Annotated in this window: 18 protein-coding genes; 15 read left to right on the top strand and 3 right to left on the bottom strand. The window is 29.9% G+C overall.

Going from position 1 to position 19488, the window contains the following annotated elements; all coding sequences use genetic code 11:
- Nucleotides 1-75: 75 nt before the first annotated feature.
- Both FYJ26_RS04875 and FYJ26_RS04880 read right to left on the bottom strand, forming a co-directional pair.
- A complete protein-coding gene (locus tag FYJ26_RS04875) occupies nucleotides 76-2286 on the bottom strand; it encodes a YhgE/Pip domain-containing protein (RefSeq protein WP_154540207.1) in 2211 nt (736 codons plus the stop codon).
- Nucleotides 2283-4343, bottom strand: a complete 2061-nt coding sequence (locus FYJ26_RS04880; protein WP_154540209.1) for an efflux RND transporter permease subunit — start codon at nucleotides 4341-4343, stop codon at nucleotides 2283-2285. The genes FYJ26_RS04875 and FYJ26_RS04880 overlap by 4 nt, the downstream gene beginning before the upstream one ends.
- Before the next feature lie 172 nt (nucleotides 4344-4515).
- On the opposite strand from FYJ26_RS04880, the gene FYJ26_RS04885 reads away from it, so the two are divergent.
- From FYJ26_RS04885 to FYJ26_RS04905, 5 genes are all read left to right on the top strand, one after another.
- Nucleotides 4516-5094: a TetR/AcrR family transcriptional regulator C-terminal domain-containing protein gene (locus tag FYJ26_RS04885; protein ID WP_154540211.1), complete on the top strand. Its 579-nt coding sequence runs from the start codon at nucleotides 4516-4518 to the stop codon at nucleotides 5092-5094.
- A gap of 114 nt (nucleotides 5095-5208) precedes the next feature.
- Complete coding sequence (locus tag FYJ26_RS04890) at nucleotides 5209-6321, top strand: ABC transporter ATP-binding protein (protein ID WP_154540213.1); 1113 nt, start codon at nucleotides 5209-5211, stop codon at nucleotides 6319-6321.
- Nucleotides 6314-7111: an ABC transporter permease gene (locus FYJ26_RS04895; protein ID WP_154540215.1), complete on the top strand. Its 798-nt coding sequence runs from the start codon at nucleotides 6314-6316 to the stop codon at nucleotides 7109-7111. Before FYJ26_RS04890 ends, FYJ26_RS04895 begins: the two co-directional genes overlap by 8 nt.
- The gene (locus FYJ26_RS04900; protein ID WP_154540217.1) at nucleotides 7101-7898 is read left to right on the top strand and encodes an ABC transporter permease; all 798 of its coding nucleotides are present in this window, start codon (nucleotides 7101-7103) and stop codon (nucleotides 7896-7898) included. The genes FYJ26_RS04895 and FYJ26_RS04900 overlap by 11 nt, the downstream gene beginning before the upstream one ends.
- The gene (locus tag FYJ26_RS04905) at nucleotides 7891-8970 is read left to right on the top strand and encodes an ABC transporter substrate-binding protein (protein WP_154540219.1); all 1080 of its coding nucleotides are present in this window, start codon (nucleotides 7891-7893) and stop codon (nucleotides 8968-8970) included. The genes FYJ26_RS04900 and FYJ26_RS04905 overlap by 8 nt, the downstream gene beginning before the upstream one ends.
- Nucleotides 8971-9142: 172 nt before the next feature.
- Here the strand turns inward: FYJ26_RS04905 and FYJ26_RS04910 are convergent, their stop codons facing one another.
- Nucleotides 9143-9850, bottom strand: coding sequence for a GntR family transcriptional regulator (locus FYJ26_RS04910; protein ID WP_154540221.1), 708 nt, complete (start codon nucleotides 9848-9850; stop codon nucleotides 9143-9145).
- 123 nt (nucleotides 9851-9973) lie between these two features.
- Between FYJ26_RS04910 and FYJ26_RS04915 the strand changes: the two genes are divergently transcribed.
- From FYJ26_RS04915 to FYJ26_RS04960, 10 genes are all read left to right on the top strand, one after another.
- On the top strand, nucleotides 9974-10195 hold the full coding sequence (locus FYJ26_RS04915) for a DUF3343 domain-containing protein (protein ID WP_176269761.1): 222 nt from the start codon (nucleotides 9974-9976) through the stop codon (nucleotides 10193-10195).
- Nucleotides 10196-10198: 3 nt separating this feature from the next.
- Complete coding sequence (locus FYJ26_RS04920) at nucleotides 10199-10966, top strand: acyl-CoA dehydratase activase (protein ID WP_154540225.1); 768 nt, start codon at nucleotides 10199-10201, stop codon at nucleotides 10964-10966.
- Nucleotides 10963-12108 (top strand): double-cubane-cluster-containing anaerobic reductase, encoded by a 1146-nt coding sequence (locus FYJ26_RS04925; protein ID WP_154540227.1) that lies wholly within the window; start codon nucleotides 10963-10965, stop codon nucleotides 12106-12108. The genes FYJ26_RS04920 and FYJ26_RS04925 overlap by 4 nt, the downstream gene beginning before the upstream one ends.
- A 620-nt stretch (nucleotides 12109-12728) precedes the next feature.
- Nucleotides 12729-13793 carry a LacI family DNA-binding transcriptional regulator gene (locus tag FYJ26_RS04930; RefSeq protein WP_154540229.1) on the top strand — a complete coding sequence of 355 codons (1065 nt, stop codon included), beginning with the start codon at nucleotides 12729-12731 and terminating at the stop codon, nucleotides 13791-13793.
- A 79-nt stretch (nucleotides 13794-13872) separates the two neighbouring features.
- Nucleotides 13873-15324: an MFS transporter gene (locus FYJ26_RS04935; protein ID WP_154540231.1), complete on the top strand. Its 1452-nt coding sequence runs from the start codon at nucleotides 13873-13875 to the stop codon at nucleotides 15322-15324.
- Between the two features lies 1 nt (nucleotide 15325).
- Nucleotides 15326-16156 (top strand): MBL fold metallo-hydrolase, encoded by an 831-nt coding sequence (locus FYJ26_RS04940; protein ID WP_154540233.1) that lies wholly within the window; start codon nucleotides 15326-15328, stop codon nucleotides 16154-16156.
- A gap of 751 nt (nucleotides 16157-16907) precedes the next feature.
- Nucleotides 16908-17852: a GTP 3',8-cyclase MoaA gene (gene moaA, locus FYJ26_RS04945; protein WP_154540235.1), complete on the top strand. Its 945-nt coding sequence runs from the start codon at nucleotides 16908-16910 to the stop codon at nucleotides 17850-17852.
- The gene (gene moaC / locus FYJ26_RS04950; protein WP_154540237.1) at nucleotides 17853-18323 is read left to right on the top strand and encodes a cyclic pyranopterin monophosphate synthase MoaC; all 471 of its coding nucleotides are present in this window, start codon (nucleotides 17853-17855) and stop codon (nucleotides 18321-18323) included.
- Nucleotides 18298-18795 (top strand): MogA/MoaB family molybdenum cofactor biosynthesis protein, encoded by a 498-nt coding sequence (locus FYJ26_RS04955; protein ID WP_176269763.1) that lies wholly within the window; start codon nucleotides 18298-18300, stop codon nucleotides 18793-18795. The genes moaC and FYJ26_RS04955 overlap by 26 nt, the downstream gene beginning before the upstream one ends.
- Nucleotides 18788-19225 carry an MOSC domain-containing protein gene (locus FYJ26_RS04960; protein ID WP_154540241.1) on the top strand — a complete coding sequence of 146 codons (438 nt, stop codon included), beginning with the start codon at nucleotides 18788-18790 and terminating at the stop codon, nucleotides 19223-19225. Before FYJ26_RS04955 ends, FYJ26_RS04960 begins: the two co-directional genes overlap by 8 nt.
- Nucleotides 19226-19488: the final 263 nt, after the last annotated feature.

Here is a 19488-nt window from a genome sequence, read left to right on the forward strand (position 1 = left end):
GTCCAAATTGTTGTGGAGAAATTTGTAATAATTTTTAAACAATTAATTTATTCTGCAAAAGTCCCTGTTTTGTTTCTATTTAAATAGGTCTTTAAATTTTTCTATAAAGTTTTTATCTTCTTTCTTTTCTTTAATACTTTCAGTTTTTTCTTCTTCTTTTTCGATTTTTTCTGTTTGGATTACAAATTGTAAACTTTTTATTTCACCATTTTTGTCTGATGAGAATGATTTGGTTGGAGTGTTTTTATCTCCTAAGGATTTTTTTATCTCATCAATTTTTTTATTTAGATCTTTGTCCATACCAGAAGTTTCATTATAGAATTCATTTATTCCATTATTAAGCTTACCAACACCATCGGTATACTGGTTTATACCTTCATTTAGCTTATTTGTACCATCTTTTAAGTCATTAGATCCTTTAACAAGTTTTGAATTTGCAGTAGATAGGTCTTCAACTCCTTTTAAGATTTGCATATTTCCTCTTTCTATCTTAGCAAGGGAAGATGTGTAGGATATGATTCCTTGATTTAAGAGCTTATAGTTAGCATTAAGCTTTCTTATAGCATCACTTAATCTTTGACTTTGGATTTTAAGTTCAGTTAATCTTGATGAAATATTTTGGATTTCTTTATCAAATTTTTCATAGTTTGTATTTAATATGTTTGCTCCATTTTTTATTTGAGAAAATGAATCGTTTACTCCTTTAAGATAGACATTTGTACCATCTATATTGGCGTTATTTGCTTGTAGAAGTTTTTTAGTATTTTCAAGCATATATATTTGTTGCCTTATCATATCAGCATTTTGATTTGAAGTTTTAATAGCAGTTATGGCCTTGGTTTTTATATTTTCACTTTCTTTATTATCATCATTACTTTTTATATTGTCATCATTTTCGCCTGGTGTTTTTTCCTTTTCTTTATCTGTATCTTTATTTTCATCTTTTTGAGGACTTTGTTCTTTATTATTACCTGAATTAGGATTTTCACTTGGAATATTTTTGGTGTTATTTTCCTTATTTTGATTATTTTCCTTGTTTTGATTATTCTCTTTGTTTTCAGAAGTATTATTAAGTTCAGCTAAGGCTAATTGTTGTTTTAATAATTTTATAGTTTCATCTATCTCTCCAATTGCTTGATCGTTTGAAGCCCTTAGTTTTTCTTGGTCAAGTCCCTTACTTTTTAAAGTGTTTTGATAGCTTTTAGGATTTGTTGCATCAATTGCCAATGATAGAGATTCATCAAGTGTTTTTATTCCATCCCTTATATCGCTTGAGGCTTTTGATAATTCCCCTGTCCTATCTGAGTCTGTTGGTATATTATTTAAAGACTTTTCGATTTCATTTAGGGCATTTTGAACTTCATTTGATCCATTTACTAAAGATTCAGACTTATTATTAAGGCTTGTTAGCCCATTTTGAACCGTACTTATAGATTTATATAGTGTATCTACTCCTTTTGAAAAGTCGGAATTTCCCCTAGAAAGATTTTCCATACCATCGTTTAGGGCTGATGAAGCTGATTTTAAGTCGTCTGATTTGTTATCTAAGTCATTAGATCCATCATTTAGCTGTTTTGTAGCATCAATTAGTTCGTTGATTTTACTATCTATATCACCCTTATCTATATCTACATCAAGTGAAAGTTTAACAGCATTTATTGAAAAACCAGGATAGGAAAAATCTTTAGCATCAAATGTAATCTCCTTATCAAGCCCCTTACCAGCAAGAGCAGTATATGTTATTAATTTATTCGAGCCTTCATTTGCAAGTGTTGCTCCTTCTGCATTTATATTTTCTATTTTTTCTGTATCAAGCTTTGTATTTACTTGAAGGGCGTAATTATCAAAATAGTCATTTTTTACACTTGTATTTTTACTGATTTTTATTCTGATTTTAATTTTACCATTTTTACCTTTTATATCTTTTGCATCTATTTCTTTATCATTTAAATAGTATTTTATAACTATATCCCAAGGAGATTGATTGTTTTTAAGTTCACCTTGGTAGTAGGTTCTTTCTTTATCAGCTTCGAACTTTATCTCTCCTTTATTATTTTCTATTTTTTTGTTGGAATTTAGAAGTTTAACCTCATCATAATCTCCATAATCGACTACATTTCCTTTAGAAAATATATTTACAACATTCATTTTATCTACATCTCCATTCTCTTTAGTGTTAATGTAGACAACTTCTTCTTTTTTGTTTTCCTCACTTGCAATAGCTGGACTTATGCTTGTGCCTACTATGGCGATAGCTAGAACAAGGGATGTTAATTTTTTATTCATACGACCTCCTTAAAGTCTAAATCTTTTGATGTTTTTTGTATTATTTTATCAAATATGGATAAAAGTCCTGGTAAGACAAATAAAACTATTATTAGAGAAATTGAAGTACCAAAACCTAGAAAATATCCTAATTGGGATAAAATTCCATGACTTGATAACTTTCCAAGTAAGAAGCCTACAACTGTAAGGGTTGATGCTGATGTAAGAATTGATACTGTGGAAGATTTAATAGTTTCTATTATAGCTTCTTTTTTATTATAAATTTTTCTAGTTTCACAATATCTTTCAGTAAACAATATAGCATAGTCAACAGTCGCCCCAAGTTGTATTGTAGATATTATAAGATAAGAGATATAAAACACTGTAGATGACATGAAATATGGGATAGATAGGTTTATAAATATAGCTGTTTCTATAGCAAGAACCAATATAACTGGTATAGATATACTTTTTTCTGTCAAAAGTAGGACTATAAATACTGCCACTATTGCTATTATATTAACCACTTTCATATCTTCTGTTATAGTTTTTCTCAAATCATCAGTAGAGATTCCTTCTCCAACTAGGTGGTAGTCATTTTTGTAATATTTACTTATTTTACTTTGGATCTTTTCTATAAGTTTTGTTGTTTTTTCACCTTCAAAGTCTGCTTTAACAGATATAATCATTCTTGTGTAGTCTTTAGAGTTGAATTTCTCTTCTATATCCTTATCTAAAAACTCAGATGGGATGGTTTCTCCAACTGTATCAACATAAGAAAGAATCGTATCAATTTCACTTATTTTTTTTAATTCCTTGCTAAGTTCTTTTTCTTTTTCAAGCTCTCCTTTAGGAAGTAGCAAAACATAATTATCATTTTTTCCAAAGACATCATCTATTTCTTTAGTATCTTGTCCAAGTTTTGTTTCTTCATTAAAAATCCTACTTGAGCCATAAAAATACGAGTTGGAATTTGATGCAAGATAGGATGGAATTACAAGGATGACAAAAATCGCAACAAATACATACATATGTCTGGTTACAAGTTTTCCAAACCTTTCAAATGAAGGAACAAATGATCTGTGCTCGGTTTTTTCTATTAGTTTATCCATATAAAGGATTAAAACTGGCGTTAGGGTAAAAACTGTTACAAGGGAGATTGTAATACCCTTCGCAAGGGCAAGTCCTAGGTCACGTCCTATACCAAAACGCATGAAACATAAGGCCAAAAATCCTATTATAGTAGTCGATGCTGATGAAATTATAGAAGAAAAAGAGTTGTTTAAGGCCTCATCCATCGCCTTTAAATGTTGCTTGTATTTTTTCTTCTCTTCCTTGTATCTGTGTAGGATAAATACCGAATAATCAAGAGATACTGCAAGTTGGAGTACATTTCCTGCAGCATTAGTTACAAAAGATATTTCTCCAAAAATAATATTAGTTCCTGCATTTATAATAACTGCAGAAAAAAGTCCTATTACTACAATAAGAGGTTCTATAAAAGATTCTGTAGTAAGTATTAAGGCAAATATCATAAACATAACTCCAACAATAGTAATAATTCTTATTTCACTTACTGTAGATTCGGTAGCTACTGCGGTATTAACAGCAGAACCTGTCATATTATTATTTTCGCCGATGATTTTTCTAATCTCTTTTGTAGCAGAGATTGTTTTTTCTTCATCTATACTTACATTTATAAGGGCGTTTTTATTTTTATAGTAGTTATCAATTAAGTTTTTATCATAAGTATCTAAAGGCTTTTTAAGATCAACTATATCATCAAGCCAATTTATACTATCTACCCCTTTTATATTTTCTATTTTATCTATATAGGCTAAAGTCTCATTAATGCTAACATTTTTAATCATAATCCTAGCATTAGGAATTGGCTCATCATATTCACTATTCATCTTATCAAGGGCAAGAGTTGAGTCACTATCTTCTGGCAGGTAATCATTAATATTGTAGTTTACCGAAATCCTGGGGTAAAAAAAGACAGATATGCCTATCATGAGAAAAAAAGATAGGATAACAGCCCTTGGATGTTTTATAATTTCTTTAAATATTTTTTTCATTAAATTAAACTACTCCTTTTCTATTTATACATTTGTATTATAGGATTTTAAATCTAATTTAAAATGGTCAATTTATATACAAGTGAGTGATATAGGACAAGATTATAAAAATTGACCATAAATTATTTTAGAAAAGATTTGGGATAATTGTATAATAAATAAAGGTGATAATATGAAAAATGAAGAAATATCTTATAATACAAAAAAGAAATTTGCTAAGGGACTTAAAAAACTTATGAAAGAAAAAAGTCTAAGTAAGATATCTATATCAGAGATAGTAAGAGTTTGTGATGTAAATAGAAAAACTTTTTATTACCATTTTGAAAGTATAGAAGACTTATTTAAGTGGATGTTGGAAGATGAGGCAGTACATGTAGTTAAGGAGTTTGACTTAAGTAAGGATTACAAGAAAGCCATATTTTTTGTAATGGATTATCTTGAAAATAATCAAGTTATCTTAAATTGTGCCTATGATTCTATTGGAAGTGAGGGTCTTAAGAAGTTTTTCTATGATGATTTTTTTGAAGTAACTTCTATATTGATAGAAAATATCGAAAAAAAGTTAGGTTATAATTGTCCAGATGATTATAAAAATTTTCTTTCTAAAATGTATGCTGGAGCTATAGCAAGTATAATTATTGACTATTTCTCCAATGATGAGATTTTAAGCAAAAATAAGCTTTCAAGCTACCTGTCCTCAATCCTATATTCATCTATTAGTGCATCTTTAGGAAATTTCAAAAGCATATAAGCTATTATTTAACTTTTATAAGATTATTTATATATTTTTAATAAAAGATGTTTATGTGTAATATATTCGATTTATTTATGGTATACTTTTTATTATGAAAAAAGGGGTGATTATATGAGTGAAAATTTTGATAAGTACTCAGTTGTGCTTAAGGGAGTTTCAAAGTTTTATGATGATGATGAAATCCTTAAGTCTATTGATTTGGAGTTGGAAAAGGGAAAATTTTATACCCTTTTAGGACCTTCAGGATGTGGTAAGACCACTATCCTTAACTTGATAGCAGGTTTCTTGGAACCTAATAAGGGAGAAGTTTATATTAATGGGAAAAATGTAGGTAATGTTCCTGCCAATAAGAGAACTGTAAATACTGTTTTTCAAAATTATTCTCTATTTCCCCATATGAATGTATATGACAATGTGGCATTTGGTCTTGAGGTAAAAAAGACCGACAAAAAAATCATAAGAGAAGAGGTAAAAAAAGCTCTAGATATGGTAAACCTATCCGGTTTTGAAAAGCGTGAGGTATCCCAGATGTCGGGAGGACAAATGCAAAGAGTTGCTATAGCTCGTGCTATAGTAAATAAGCCTGATGTGCTTCTTCTAGATGAACCACTTTCAGCACTGGATATGAAACTTAGAAAGTCAATGCAAGTTCTACTTCGTGACCTTCAATGGGAGCTTGGAATAACTTTTGTTTTTGTAACTCATGACCAAGAAGAAGCTCTTGCTATGAGTGATTGGATTTTTGTAATGGATAAGGGAAAGATTGTCCAACAAGGCCCTCCTACAGATATCTATGATGAGCCAATAAATCGCTATGTAGCAGAGTTTATTGGAGAAAGTAATATCCTAAAAGCTAGGATGGTTGATGATTACAAGGTAGAATTTTCTGGAAAAGTTTTTGACTGTTCTGACGCAGGTATTGCAAAAGATGAAAGAGTAGAGGTTGTTATAAGACCTGAAGATATAAAAATAGTTTCTGTAAATGATGCTGACATAGTTGTAAATATTGATAATATCTTATTTCGTGGCGTTTTTAATGAGCTTATTTGTTTTGATTCATCTGATTTTAGGTGGAAGATTCATACAACTGAGGTTTTTGAAGAAGGTGATGATATAGGAATTTCTATAGAGGCAGATAATATACATGTTATGCGTTATAACGAAAGTGAAGATGACTTTGACAAGAGAATTGAGAAGTATGCACAAGGAGAAAGTGATGGCTAAAAAATACCAAAGATTATCGTTTATTTATTATATATGGATTTTGATATTTATAGTAGCACCGATACTTCTTCTTCTATACCAATCATTTTATGATATATATGGAAATTTAACTCTTGATAATTATAGGGCATATTTTTCAAACAAAAACTATATAATTATGACCCTCAATTCATTTTTGACAGCCTTTTTGATTACGGCTTTTACGCTTTTATGGGCCTATCCTTTTTCATATTTTTTGACAAAGGCCAAGCACAAAGATTTGATTCTACTTTTGGTAATACTTCCTACTTGGATAAATCTTGTTTTAAAGGCTTATGCCTTTATAGGACTTTTTAATAAAAATGGTAGCATAGCAGGTTTTTTGGGTCTTGCTAGTGAAGGAATCTTGTTTACAAATCCTGCCTTTATATTGGTTGCATCATATGTTGAACTTCCATTTATGATTCTTCCTATCTTTAGGTCTATTGATTCTATACCTAATGAATATATTATAGCTAGCGAAGACTTAGGCGCAAATAAGATTCAAACCTTTAGGAAAGTAATCTTGCCACTTTCTATGGATGGGATAGTTGCAGGAGTTCAGGCGGTTTTTATTCCGTCTTTATCGCTTTTTCTTATCACAAGAATAATCGGAGGAAATAAGATTATAACCTTGGGAACAGCAGTAGAACAACACTATCTTGTAACCCAAAATTGGGGCATGGGTTCAACCATAGGGCTTGTCTTAATATTTATGATGTTTGTAGTGATTTCTATCTTAAATAGGAGAGGGGTGGAAAATGAGAAATAAAAAAACTAAGTTTTCAAATATATATCTTGTATTTGTCTTTATAATAATGTATCTTCCCTTAGTCTATCTGATTTTCTACTCCTTTAATAGTGGTGGAAATATGACAAGCTTTGAAGGCTTTACCTTTGACCATTATATAAGTGTATTTGAAGATAAAAGACTTATAAATATAGTTTTTAATACTGCAATTCTCGCTCTTTTATCCTCTCTTATAGCAACTATTATAGGTACTCTTGGGGCGATTTCCATATATTATATGAGAAGGAACAAATTGAGAAAGAAAGTCTTGAGCTTAAATAGTGTCCTTATGGTTCTTCCTGATGTAATGATGGGGGCATCATTTCTAATATTATTTAGCTTTCTTTTAAAGATTCCTATGGGGTTTTTCTCTGTACTACTATCACATATTGCTTTTTCAATACCTATAGTCGTCCTTATGGTTCTTCCAAGATTATATGCCCTAAATCGTGATATGATGAAAGCTGCTGAGGACTTAGGGGCAAGTGATATGACAATTTTAAATAGGATAATTTTGCCTAACATAGCAAGTGGAATTTTTTCGGGTTTTTTTATGGCCCTAACATATTCTCTTGATGATTTTGCAGTAACATTTTTCGTTACAGGATCAGGTTTTTCAACTCTTTCAGTTGAAATTTATTCAAGAGTAAGAACAGGTATTTCTCTTGAGATAAATGCTTTATCATCCTTGATATTCCTTATATCCCTACTTATGGTTATTGGATATTATTTAATACAAAGAAAAGAAAAGAGGCTAAGCTATGAATAAGGTATATAAATTTATTATTGGAATCATCCTTTTACTTAGCCTACTTATTCTTGGACAAAATAGATTAAATGCAAATAATGATGGGATAAGTTCGAAAAATATCTACTTTTATAATTGGGGAGATTATATCGACCCTGAGATTTTAAGGGATTTTGAGAAGGAAACAGGATATCATATAATATATGAAACTTTTGATTCAAATGAGGCCATGATGGCAAAGATTGAACAGGGTAAAACCTCTTATGATCTTGCCTTCCCATCAGAATATACAGTTGAGATGATGAGAGATAAGGGTATGCTCAAAAAACTTGATCATTCTAAAATTAAGGGTCTTTCAAACATAGACCAAAGATTTTTAAATCTTTCTTATGACCCTAACAATAAGTATTCTATTCCATATTTTTGGGGTTCTTTTGGTGTAATTTACAACAACAAAAAATATGATGAAAGTGACTTTGACTCATGGAAAAAGCTATGGGATAAAAAATATGAGGGAGAAATTTTATCCTTTGACGGGGCAAGAGAAACCCTTGGAATTGGACTTTTGGCAAAGGGGAGAAGTTTAAATGAAAAAGATGAAAAGATATTAAGAGAGACTAAAAATGACCTAGTACCCTTTATGAAAAATGTAAAAGCCCTACTTGCAGATGAGATAAGGATGTATATGGCTCAAGAAGAGGCGGATATAGGAATAACATTCTCAGGTGAGGCTGCTATGGCACAGGAAATAAATGAAAACTTATCCTATACCATACCTAAGGAGGGGTCAAATATTTGGTTTGACAATATAGTTATTCCAAAAACAAGTAAAAATACTAAGGGAGCCTATGAGCTAATAAATTATCTTTTAAGACCTGATGTTGCAGCTAAAAATGCTGATTATGTTTGGTATTCTACTCCAAACAAAAAGGCAATGGAACTAATAAGTCCTGAGGCTCGTGAGAATAAGACTCTTTATCCAGATGATGATATTATAAATAAGCTTGAAGTCTTTAAAGACTTGGGGAAAGAGACCACAATTTTATATAACGATTTATTTTTAGATCTTAAAATATCGCCTCAAGCAGAATAATCTTTATAAAGATAGACTCTTTTGTAAGCTTTGTTAGTTTCTTTGTAAAGGATTTTGAGAAAAAGTATCTTATAAAATTTTCTAATATAAAAATAAGTAAAGCTTTTGCAAGTTTCAATTAAGCCTGCAAAAGCTTTTTATTTATAATATTTTATATACTAAAATGAGAAAATCAGTTTGAAATTTCATTATCTTCTATATTTATTTCTTTAGATAAATTAATTATAGTTTCTATAGTTGAAGTCCAATTTCTAACAAGGGCCTTTTTAGACTTCTCTAGCTTACCCTCTTCTAAGGATTCTATTATTTTAAGATGTTCTATATAAGTTGTGAAGTTACTTTCAGAGTTTTCAAAAAAGTAAAGCTCCATTCTTTCTACCCTTCTTTTTAACTTTTGTAAAATGGGACCAATTTCTTCATTACCTGATAAGTTTGTTATGTAGTTATGAAACTCATTGTCTTTCTTTATTATCCCTAATTGGTCACTTTTGTCATGTAAGTACTTTATTCTATCATTTATTTCCCTTAGTTTACTAATTTCTTTTGGGCCAATTTTATCAAAAGCTTCTTCTAAGGCTAGCTCTTCTAGGCTGTATATTATAGGATATATATTTAAAGCTTCTTTTGGATTGATTGGTGCGACAATTGTCCACCTATTGGCCTTAGTCAAAACAAGCCCCTCACTTTCAAGTTGAAGTAGAGCCTCTCTTACAGGAGTCCTTGAAATACCAAGTTCATCTGAAAGTTCCTTTACCCTAAGTCTTTGACAAGGTCTTAAATCTCCCCTAATAATTTTTTGGGAAAGAAGATTATAAGCCTCATCCTTTATAAAAGTCCTATTTATTTTTCCGATTTTTGATTCTGTCTTAATTTTATTCATAATCCCCTCTTCTTTACATCTTTAATATATATAATAACATAATATGATAAATTAAGTTAAGAAAAACGTTTTATTGAAACGGAAAATGTAATATGTTATACTTTACTTATGAAAGGGGGATTTATGAATGTTGTTGTAGGTTTTGATACTACAAGTGAAGCTATTTTAACAGAAGAATTTTTCAAGGAGAAGGATTTAAAAGGAGAACTTATACCCATCCCTGATGAACTTGGAGCAGGGTGTGGTCTTTGTTATAAGTTCTTCACTGATAATGAAGAAGAAATAAGAAAAATTATGGAAGAAAATGAACTCTCTTTTAGTATTATAAAAGTTATGGAGGTTTAGTACTTGTACTACGTAGGTATAGATATAGGCTCAACAGCTGCCAAGGTTTGTGTAAAAGGAGATGAAAATTTTATATTTTCTTTACCAACAGGCTGGTCTAGCAAGGAGACTAGTGAGCTTATATATAAAAATTTATTAAAAAAAAATATTGACTTAAAAAGTAAGGATACAAGGGTCCTTGCTACAGGTTATGGAAGAGTTGCAGTTGATTATGCTGACTTTACTGTAACGGAGATAAGCTGTCATGCTAGAGGTGGGAAATTTCTTTCTAAACAAGATGATATAGGTCTTATAGATGTTGGAGGCCAAGATACAAAAATAATAATTATAGAAAAAGGTATGGTTAAAGATTTTTTGATGAATGATAAGTGTTCTGCTGGTACTGGAAAATTTATAGAAATTATGGCAAATAGGCTTGGCCTATCTATAGATGAATTATTTAACTTATCTAAAAATGGAAAAATCTTACCAATCTCATCCTTATGTACAGTATTTGCTGAATCAGAGATTATAAATTACATAGGAGAAGGTCGAAAAAAAGAAGACATAGCGGCTGGAGTTGTAGATTCGGTTGCAGATAAGGTTAGCAAGATGTGCCTAAAAATGGAGCTTCCAAAAGATATTATTCTTACAGGTGGCTTATCAAAGATTGATTATTTTATAGAAATTCTTTCAAAAAAGACTGAAAAAAATGTTTATGGTCATGAAGATGGAATTTATGCAGGAGCTATTGGAGCAAGTTTACTTGCAAAGGAGAAGAAAAAAAGATGAAATTAGTAAAAGATTTACCAGAAGTATTTGAAGAGTTTGCAGAACAGAGGAAAAATTCTTTCCTAGCTGTTAAGAAAGTAAAAGACAACGGAAAGCCAGTTGTGGGAATGTATTGTACATATTTTCCAAGAGAAATCGCCCAAGCCGCAGGTGCTGCTACAGTAAGCTTGTGTTCAACCTCAGATGAAACAACAGCAGAAGCCGAAAAAGAACTACCTAAAAACTTATGTCCACTTATAAAATCATCATATGGTTTTGCTATAACAGATAAATGTCCCTTCTTTCACTTTTCAGATTTAGTAATAGGAGAGACAACCTGTGATGGCAAGAAAAAGATGTATGAATTGATGGCTAGGTTTAAAGCAGTTCATGTTATGCAGCTTCCACATAATCAATCAGAAGATTCTCTTGACTTGTGGGAAAAAGAAGTTATCAGAGTAAAAGATATTGTAGAAGAAAAGTTTGAAACTAATATTACAGAAGAAAGATTAGAAGAACAAATAAAACTTGAAAACAGGATAAGAAAGGCTTTCAAAAAGCTTGCATCTACAATGGCATATGACCCAACACCTATGTCAGGTTATGATTATTTTAAGGTTTTATTTGGCTCAACATTTAGATTTGATAGGGAAAACCTACCAGAAGAGCTAGAGAGTTTGGCTGATAAAGTTATGGAAGAATATGATGAAACTCGTGAGAAAAAGCCAAGAATTCTTATTACAGGTTGTCCAATAGGTGGAGCAACTGAAAAAGTTATAAAAGCAGTTGAAGACAATGGTGGAGTTGTTGTAAGCTATGAAAATTGTTCTGGTGAGAAAAATTATGACAGGTTTGTGGAAGAAAATACAGGAAATCCATTAAAGGCAATTGCCAAAAGATATATTAATATAGGATGTTCTGTAATGAGCCCTAATGAAAATAGATACAAGCTTTTGGGTGAACTAATAGATAAGTACAAGGTTGACGGAGTTCTTGATATGGAACTTCAATCATGCCATACCTATGCAATAGAAACAACAAGCATTAGAAAATATATTACAGAAGAAAAAAATATCCCATATATATCCTTAGAAACAGACTTTTCACAAGCTGATATAGGTCAAATAAATACAAGAGTCCAAGCATTTTTAGAAATGCTTTAAAACTAAGCAATAATAATTTAACAATATCTCAAAAGTAGATAGTCTAACAAATTAAAATTAGCTAAATACTTGGAGGTGATTTTTTAGAAAAAAGAGCCTAGGCATGTGAAAGTTGCAAATCTTTGTTTAGGATAAGCTAATTAAGTCATAAGAGATATGTTAATAGATGGTATAATATATATAGAAATACAAGCTAAAGGAAATATTGATACCGTAGGATATATAAAAATCATATAAGTACAAAAGGCTTAAAAAAATCAAATTTCATAAATAATAATATATAAACTAAGAGAAGTAGAAAGTAAAAACTAAAAAATATTAACTAAGATATAATCTCTTTTCAATAAATTCAGCACAAAGAGAAGATGTTTTTAGGATTTCTATATTAATTATAATATATATATAAAAATCTATTTGTAATAATAGATTTGTTAAAGTGTCTAATAATTAAGATAGAAGCAATAATTCTAATATCAAGTATAGTTTGGATAGGAGTATAAATATTAGAATTTCAATTGATTTTGCTAGTAATGTTAAAAAATACCCTATCAAACATGTAATTATATGTGAAATTATTTATTTGGTTTTGGGTATTGTTATGTGATGGGTAGGGGTTATAAATGAAAAATATAAGAATATCAGATATAGCAAAAAAATTAAATGTCAGTACAGCAACAGTATCCAGAGCTTTAAATAATAAAGAAGGTGTAGGAGAAAAAACAAGAAGAGGGGTAATTGCTTTAGCAAATGAACTTGATTATAAAGTAAATTTTAATGCTAAAGCCATTAGAAAAGAATTTAATGTATTAGTTATTTTTCCAATTAAAGATAAAAACTCAAAATATTATACAGATTTATTGTGGGAAGGATATCAACAGGGCAAGAGTGAATTTGACGATGCTAAAATAAATTTTCATGAGTTATATTATAGTGGCTCTTCATTTGAGGAAGTTGATAGAAAATACCTTAAAAAACTAAATGAGTTAAAGCTAAAAGATGTAAAAATAGACGCTGCTATAATCTATATTGTAGGTTCGAATAAAAAAATATCTTCATATATTAATAATCTATTTGATTTGAATATCCCTATTATTGCTTTACATAAGTTAAAGTATGATATTAAAGCAAATATAATTGTTACAGATCAGGCAGAAAAAATTGGAAGACTTGCAGTTGAAATGATGACTTATTTCAATAAAAATATAAGTAATATATTGCTGATTGAAAATAAGAATGAAACTTTTTTTGGGGAAGATAAAACCAGTAAAGGATTTGTTGATTATATAAGTTCATATAAGAAAAATATCAATTTATATAGATTTGACCAGTTCGAGAAAAAGCTAGGAAAGAAAATAAGAGATATATTTAAAACGGTGAACATAGATGCTTGTTTTGCAACCACTGCTAGATCGAGTATTTACTTAGCAAATATTATTAAGTTTCTAAATTATCAAGATAAGGTATTTTTCATCTGTGCTGGAAGAAATAAAGCTTCTGAAAGTTTTCTTAAAGATGGGGTTTGTAAATGTATTATTGATAATAACCCAATACTAGAAGGTAAAGAAGCTGTGAGAGTAGCAATAAACTCATTGATTAATAATAGCAGTTATCAAAAAAATGAAGAAAAATTTCAAATGGTTAAAAAAGAAATAGAATGCCGAATAATTTTTAAGTCAAATATGTGATAAATATTTGACTTATTTTTTTATATATAGTATAAATTAATTAACGTAATCGTTTACGTAATAATTTCAAGGAGAACGTATGCAAGAGAAAAATATTAGTAAAGACAAAGAATATATTGATTATGTCGAGAGCGCCTCAAGTTTTTCTATAAGAGATAAACTTGGATATATGTTTGGTGATTTAGGTGGAAATACTTTACAAGTAATAGTTAATACATATTTGTTATTATTTATGACATCGATTGTAGGGATAAGAGCAGGTCACTTTGCAGTAATAGTAGCAGTCTGTAAGGCATTAGATTCACTTAATGATCCTTTTATAGGTAGGTTTACAGATAAAGCTGCTGGAACAAAATATGGGAAATATAATAATATAATAAGAAAAGTATCTGTGCCAATGGCAATAATGACAGTAATGTTATTTATAGACGTTTCAGGATTTCCTTATGGACTCAAAGTGGCTTGGTGCTTGATAATTTATTTTTTGTGGGGAGTTATATCCTCGTTTTGGAATATTCCTTATGGAACTATGCTAAATTCTATATCTCAAAATCAAGAGCAAAGAGCAGAATTATCTAACTTTAGATCTATAGGGTCGCTTGGTGCAAATGTTATTGTTCAAACAGTAGCCCCTTTATTAATTTTTAACAACTTGAATGAAGCTACTGCACAAGGATTCTTAATATTATCAATAATAGGTGGTGTTTTTTCTATAATATGCTTATTTTTCACAACAAGATGGGCGAGAGAAAGAATTGTTATAACAACATCTAGTGAGAAAAAGCAAGCTGTTAACTATAAAAAATTATTCTTGTCATTTTTAAAAAATAGACCAATGATATCAATAATTTTAGCTTATATTATAGTAAAATTTTTCATACAAACTACAGGAATTACAAATCAATATGTGTTTCAAGTTTATTTTGGTGAAACTAAAACCTTAGCTTATGCAGGAATTGCTCAAATGATTCCTATGATAATGTGTATGCCCTTACTAAAACCTTTACTTAAAAAATTCGGTAAAAAGAATTTAATAACATGGCCGATGATAATTGGGGCTGTTTTATATGGTCTTCTCGCATTTGTGAAAGTAAGTCCTATGGCTTGGGTTATTATACAAGGAATAGCTTCATTTTTTACTGGGTTTTATTCATTGCTAATTTGGTCACTTATAGCAGATGGTGTAGACTATCACGTATGGCTAACAGGTGAAAGAAATGATGGAATGGTTTATTCAATTGTAACATTTGTAGTATTTTTAGTGGCTAGTTTATCTACTACATTTATTACACTGCTTTTATCATCAGTAGGATTTCAGCCTCTTTTACAGGCTATGCAAGCACCAGGTGTTGCAGAAAATATTAGACATCTTTCAGCTATTTTACCAGCAATTGGATGTGTACTTATATTTTTAATATTTACACTAATTTATAATTTAAGTGATAAAGATATGGAAAAAATAAGTATAGAAGTAGGACACAAGGCAAAAATTAGAGAAGAAGAACTTGAAGAGGAGTTAGAAGATAAATAAAATGACTCAATTAAAGAAAGAGATAATTAAGTTAGCAGACAATGAATACTGTATCAGGGATTATAACTTAGACAATTATTATTTGATTGTTGGAGATAAAAAATCAGCTTTAATTGATACAGGCTCAGGAATTGGTGATCCTAGATTAGAGATTAGAGAGATAACTGACAAAGATATATTAGTGCTATTAACCCATGGTCACCTAGATCATGCAGGAAACGCCTATTACTTTGATGATATTTACATGAATGAAAGGGATGATGAACTCTTAGATGAACATTTTGGTAATCCAGATATGATCAAATGGTTTATTGAAACAAGAGGGCCTGTAAGATTTCCCAAAGGAGATATCGAAGAATTAAAATCTTATGTTAATGAGAATATGCCTGATAAATTAAAATATAAAAATGTGAGTGAAGGTGATAAGTTTGAATTAGGGACAACAGTACTAACTACAATTGAAATACCAGGTCATACTAAAGGCTCTGTTGGATATTTAAGTAGCTCTACAAAGTATCTTTATGCAGGAGATGCCCTTAATCAAGGGATAATAATACCTTGTAAATCAAAAGAGCAAGGATCAACTAAAAAAGAAATCGAAACTATGAGAAGCTCATTAGAAAATCTTATGAATTACTATGATGATATTGATAAAATCTGTATGGGACATGATGGCCCATTTAAAGATAAATCTATAATTAAGGATTATTTGTCCTTATGTAAAGACTTACTTTCAGGTAAAATAAAAGGTCAATATGAATCTCAAGAGATAAGAGAAGGATATGTTGTAAGACGCGGACTTGCTGAATTTTGGTATGAAGCTTATAGATAAAATTTAATATGAGAATGAAGTATAATACCTCCAAAGTAGATAGTCTAAAATTAGCTAACTAAGTGGAGGTGTTTTTTTGAAAAAAAGAGCCTAACTATATAAAAAATGTAAATACTTTGTTTAGGATAAGGACATTAAATTATTTGAAAATATTGCAAAAATTAGGGTTGTATTCCATAACAATTTGTAGTTACTACTTAAAATTGGGATGATTATTTTTATCTTAAAGCATAAGATAAGAATACCTTCTTAATAAACATGAGCAAGTAAAGCCATAAGATATATGCTAATAGGTAATATAATATAAAATACAAGCTAAAGAAAATATTGATACCATTGAATATATAAAAAGCACATAAGTACAAAAATTTTTAAAAAGAAAAGCTTAACAATAAATACACAAACCAAGAGAAGTAGAAAGTTGTAAAACTAGGAAGAAAATAAGATTAACTAAAATGTAACAGAATTTAGTGTATAGTATGAATCTAAAAAACTAAAACAATCTTTTATAGCAGTAGATGTTTTCAATATATAAGTAATATTAAGATAAAAGATTGAAGGTCAAGGCATTATTTTAATCTAATTTAGATTAATGCATCTTGGTGGAAAAACTTTAATTTAATTATTTATCTACTTTAGAAGGATTGGTTTGTAATGTCTATTTTATTTTGTGAAAATGTTTTTTTAATTTTTAAAAAAATGTTATACTTGGTATAGTAATATATTATATACAAAAGAAAGTAGTGATTAATTGTTAGATAAGTTTAATAGGAGAATAGATTATCTTAGGATATCTGTTACTGATAGATGTAACCTAAGGTGTGCTTATTGTATGCCTGATGGAATAAATAAAAAAGACCACAGCGATATTTTATCTTTTGAGGATATAAGAAATATAGTGGAAGTGTTTGTAGAGAAGGGGATAAGAAAGGTAAGGCTTACAGGTGGAGAACCACTAGTTCGTAAAAATATAGAAACTTTGGTAAAGTACCTTTCTTCATTTGAAGAAATTAAAGACTTATCAATGACCAGTAATGGCTTTTTTTTAGAAGAAAAGGTTCAAGTTTTAAAGGATAATGGATTAGATAGGTTTAATATATCTCTTGATAGTCTTGAATTTGAAAAGTATAAAAAGATTAGCAAAAATGGAGACTTAAAAAAAGTTCTCAGAGGAATATATAAAGCTAAGTCACTTGGTATGGGAGTTAAGATAAATTGCGTTCTTATAAAGGGAATAAATGAGGATGAAGTTTTAGATTTTATAGAGTTTTCTAAGAAAAATGACTTAGGATTAAGATTTATAGAACTTATGCCTATAGGCAAAACTCAAGATTTTGCTAGGGATAATTTTCTATCAAGTGATGATATAGTAAAAAAATATGAATTAAAAAGGATTGAAAATCCTGATAAAAACTCTCCAACAAGCTTGTATAAAATGAAGGACTCTGACTTTAAGATAGGCTTTATAGATCCGCTTTCTCATAGGTTCTGTTCAACATGTAACAGGTTAAGAATAACGTCAGATGGATTTATAAGACCATGTCTTCATTCAGATGTGAAAATAGATTTAAAAGAAGGTCTAGATGATAGGGAGAAATTGAGTGAGCTTATTGATATAAGCTTATACAAAAAGCCTTTAAGACATTACTTGGAAGAAGGAAGTATAAGTGAATCAATGAATAGGATAGGAGGATAGATGTTTACACACCTAGATAAGTCTGGAAGAGGTCAAATGGTTGATATTTCACAAAAAGAAATCAGCCAAAGGGAAGCTCTTGCCAAAGGTTCAATAAAATTAAAATATGAGACTATAAAGGCTATAAAGGATGAAAAGATAAAAAAGGGAGATGTTCTTGCTATTGCCCAAGTAGCAGCAATCCAAGCTGTAAAAAATACTTCTTCAATAATACCTATGGCTCATCCACTGTTATTAAATGGGATAAATGTAGACTTTTACTTTGAAGGTGAGAATTTATTCTGTGAAGTTTTAGTTAAATGTCAGGGTAAAACTGGTGTTGAGATGGAAGCTTTAACAGGGGTTTCTGCTGGACTTTTGACAGTATATGATATGTGTAAGGCACTTGATAAGTCAATGGTTATTGAGGATATATATTTAGTTTCAAAAAAGGGAGGAAAGTCTGGTGACTACAAAAGAGAAGGTTTATAAGTATGCTTTTATTGTTCTATCCGACTCAAGAAGTGGTGGAGAAAAAAAGGATAAGTGCAAAGATGCTCTTCTTGATTCAATGGATAAGGATTATAAAATGGAGTACTTTAATATTATTCCTGATGATAAAGAAAAAATATTAGATGAATTAAAAAAATTAGTAGACAAAAATATTCCCCTAATTCTTACATCAGGAGGAACTGGTTTTTCAAAAAGAGATAATACACCAGAGGCCACAAAAGAGTTGATAGAGAAAAATACTCCGGGAATTTCTGAAGCTATAAGGTTTTATTCTAAGGAAATTACACCAATGTGGGCTCTTTCAAGGGCGGTTTCTGGAATAGCTAAGAATTCTTTAATTATTAATCTTCCAGGCTCTCCGAAGGCTGTGAGTGAAGCCATTGATGCCATAAGACCATTTTTAGGTCACGGACTTGATATTTTGAAAGGAGATTTTACAGATCATGACTGATGGAAAGATTATATCGATAAATATATCAAAGACTAAGGGAGTTAAAAAAATCCCCCAAGATAAAGGAGTTTTTATAGAAAATTTTGGACTTAAAGATGATGCTCATGCTGGAAATTGGCACAGGCAGGTCTCTCTTTTAGCTATAGAGTCAATAAATAAGATGGAAAATGAAAATATTAAGTTTAAGCCTGGAGATTTTGCAGAAAATTTAACGACAGAAGGAATTAAACTTTATGATTTTCCATTAGGAACAAAATTTGAAATCGGAGAGTGTCTACTTGAGATTACCCAAATAGGTAAAAAATGCCATGATGGCTGTGAAATTAAGAAGATGACAGGATACTGTATAATGCCGAAGGAGGGGATATTTGCCAAGGTTTTGAGGGGAGGTTTAATAAAAAGTGATGATTTCATTAAAGTGCTAGTCTAAGTTAATGAAAAATAATAAAAAAGACTAACCATTAAAAGTCAAGAGTAAAAATGAAAAAAATTAGAAAAAGATATTGAATAAAAATAACATAATAAAAACTAAAAATAGGCATGAGAAACAAACCTAAAGACTCAGGCTAAAAATAAGTATTGAAATTAAGCTTGAACTTGATAATCTTCGTTTTTAGTTAAAACAGCGTAAATAGTATGACAAAGTTTTCTAGCAACAGCATTTGTAGCAACTAGATGATGTTTACCTTCACT

The organism is Anaerococcus porci (assembly GCF_009696575.1).
Taxonomy (GTDB): domain Bacteria; phylum Bacillota; class Clostridia; order Tissierellales; family Peptoniphilaceae; genus Anaerococcus; species Anaerococcus porci.

What these genes read in the sequence shown, in the direction of transcription:
- FYJ26_RS04875 (WP_154540207.1), bottom strand. Translation starts at nt 2,286, where the DNA reads ATGAATAAAAAATTAACATCCCTTGTTCTAGCTATCGCCATAGTAGGC.
- FYJ26_RS04880 (WP_154540209.1), bottom strand. Translation starts at nt 4,343, where the DNA reads ATGAAAAAAATATTTAAAGAAATTATAAAACATCCAAGGGCTGTTATC.
- FYJ26_RS04885 (WP_154540211.1), top strand. Translation starts at nt 4,516, where the DNA reads ATGAAAAATGAAGAAATATCTTATAATACAAAAAAGAAATTTGCTAAG.
- FYJ26_RS04890 (WP_154540213.1), top strand. Translation starts at nt 5,209, where the DNA reads ATGAGTGAAAATTTTGATAAGTACTCAGTTGTGCTTAAGGGAGTTTCA.
- FYJ26_RS04895 (WP_154540215.1), top strand. Translation starts at nt 6,314, where the DNA reads ATGGCTAAAAAATACCAAAGATTATCGTTTATTTATTATATATGGATT.
- FYJ26_RS04900 (WP_154540217.1), top strand. Translation starts at nt 7,101, where the DNA reads ATGAGAAATAAAAAAACTAAGTTTTCAAATATATATCTTGTATTTGTC.
- FYJ26_RS04905 (WP_154540219.1), top strand. Translation starts at nt 7,891, where the DNA reads ATGAATAAGGTATATAAATTTATTATTGGAATCATCCTTTTACTTAGC.
- FYJ26_RS04910 (WP_154540221.1), bottom strand. Translation starts at nt 9,850, where the DNA reads ATGAATAAAATTAAGACAGAATCAAAAATCGGAAAAATAAATAGGACT.
- FYJ26_RS04915 (WP_176269761.1), top strand. Translation starts at nt 9,974, where the DNA reads ATGAATGTTGTTGTAGGTTTTGATACTACAAGTGAAGCTATTTTAACA.
- FYJ26_RS04925 (WP_154540227.1), top strand. Translation starts at nt 10,963, where the DNA reads ATGAAATTAGTAAAAGATTTACCAGAAGTATTTGAAGAGTTTGCAGAA.
- FYJ26_RS04930 (WP_154540229.1), top strand. Translation starts at nt 12,729, where the DNA reads ATGAAAAATATAAGAATATCAGATATAGCAAAAAAATTAAATGTCAGT.
- FYJ26_RS04935 (WP_154540231.1), top strand. Translation starts at nt 13,873, where the DNA reads ATGCAAGAGAAAAATATTAGTAAAGACAAAGAATATATTGATTATGTC.
- FYJ26_RS04940 (WP_154540233.1), top strand. Translation starts at nt 15,326, where the DNA reads ATGACTCAATTAAAGAAAGAGATAATTAAGTTAGCAGACAATGAATAC.
- moaC (WP_154540237.1), top strand. Translation starts at nt 17,853, where the DNA reads ATGTTTACACACCTAGATAAGTCTGGAAGAGGTCAAATGGTTGATATT.
- FYJ26_RS04960 (WP_154540241.1), top strand. Translation starts at nt 18,788, where the DNA reads ATGACTGATGGAAAGATTATATCGATAAATATATCAAAGACTAAGGGA.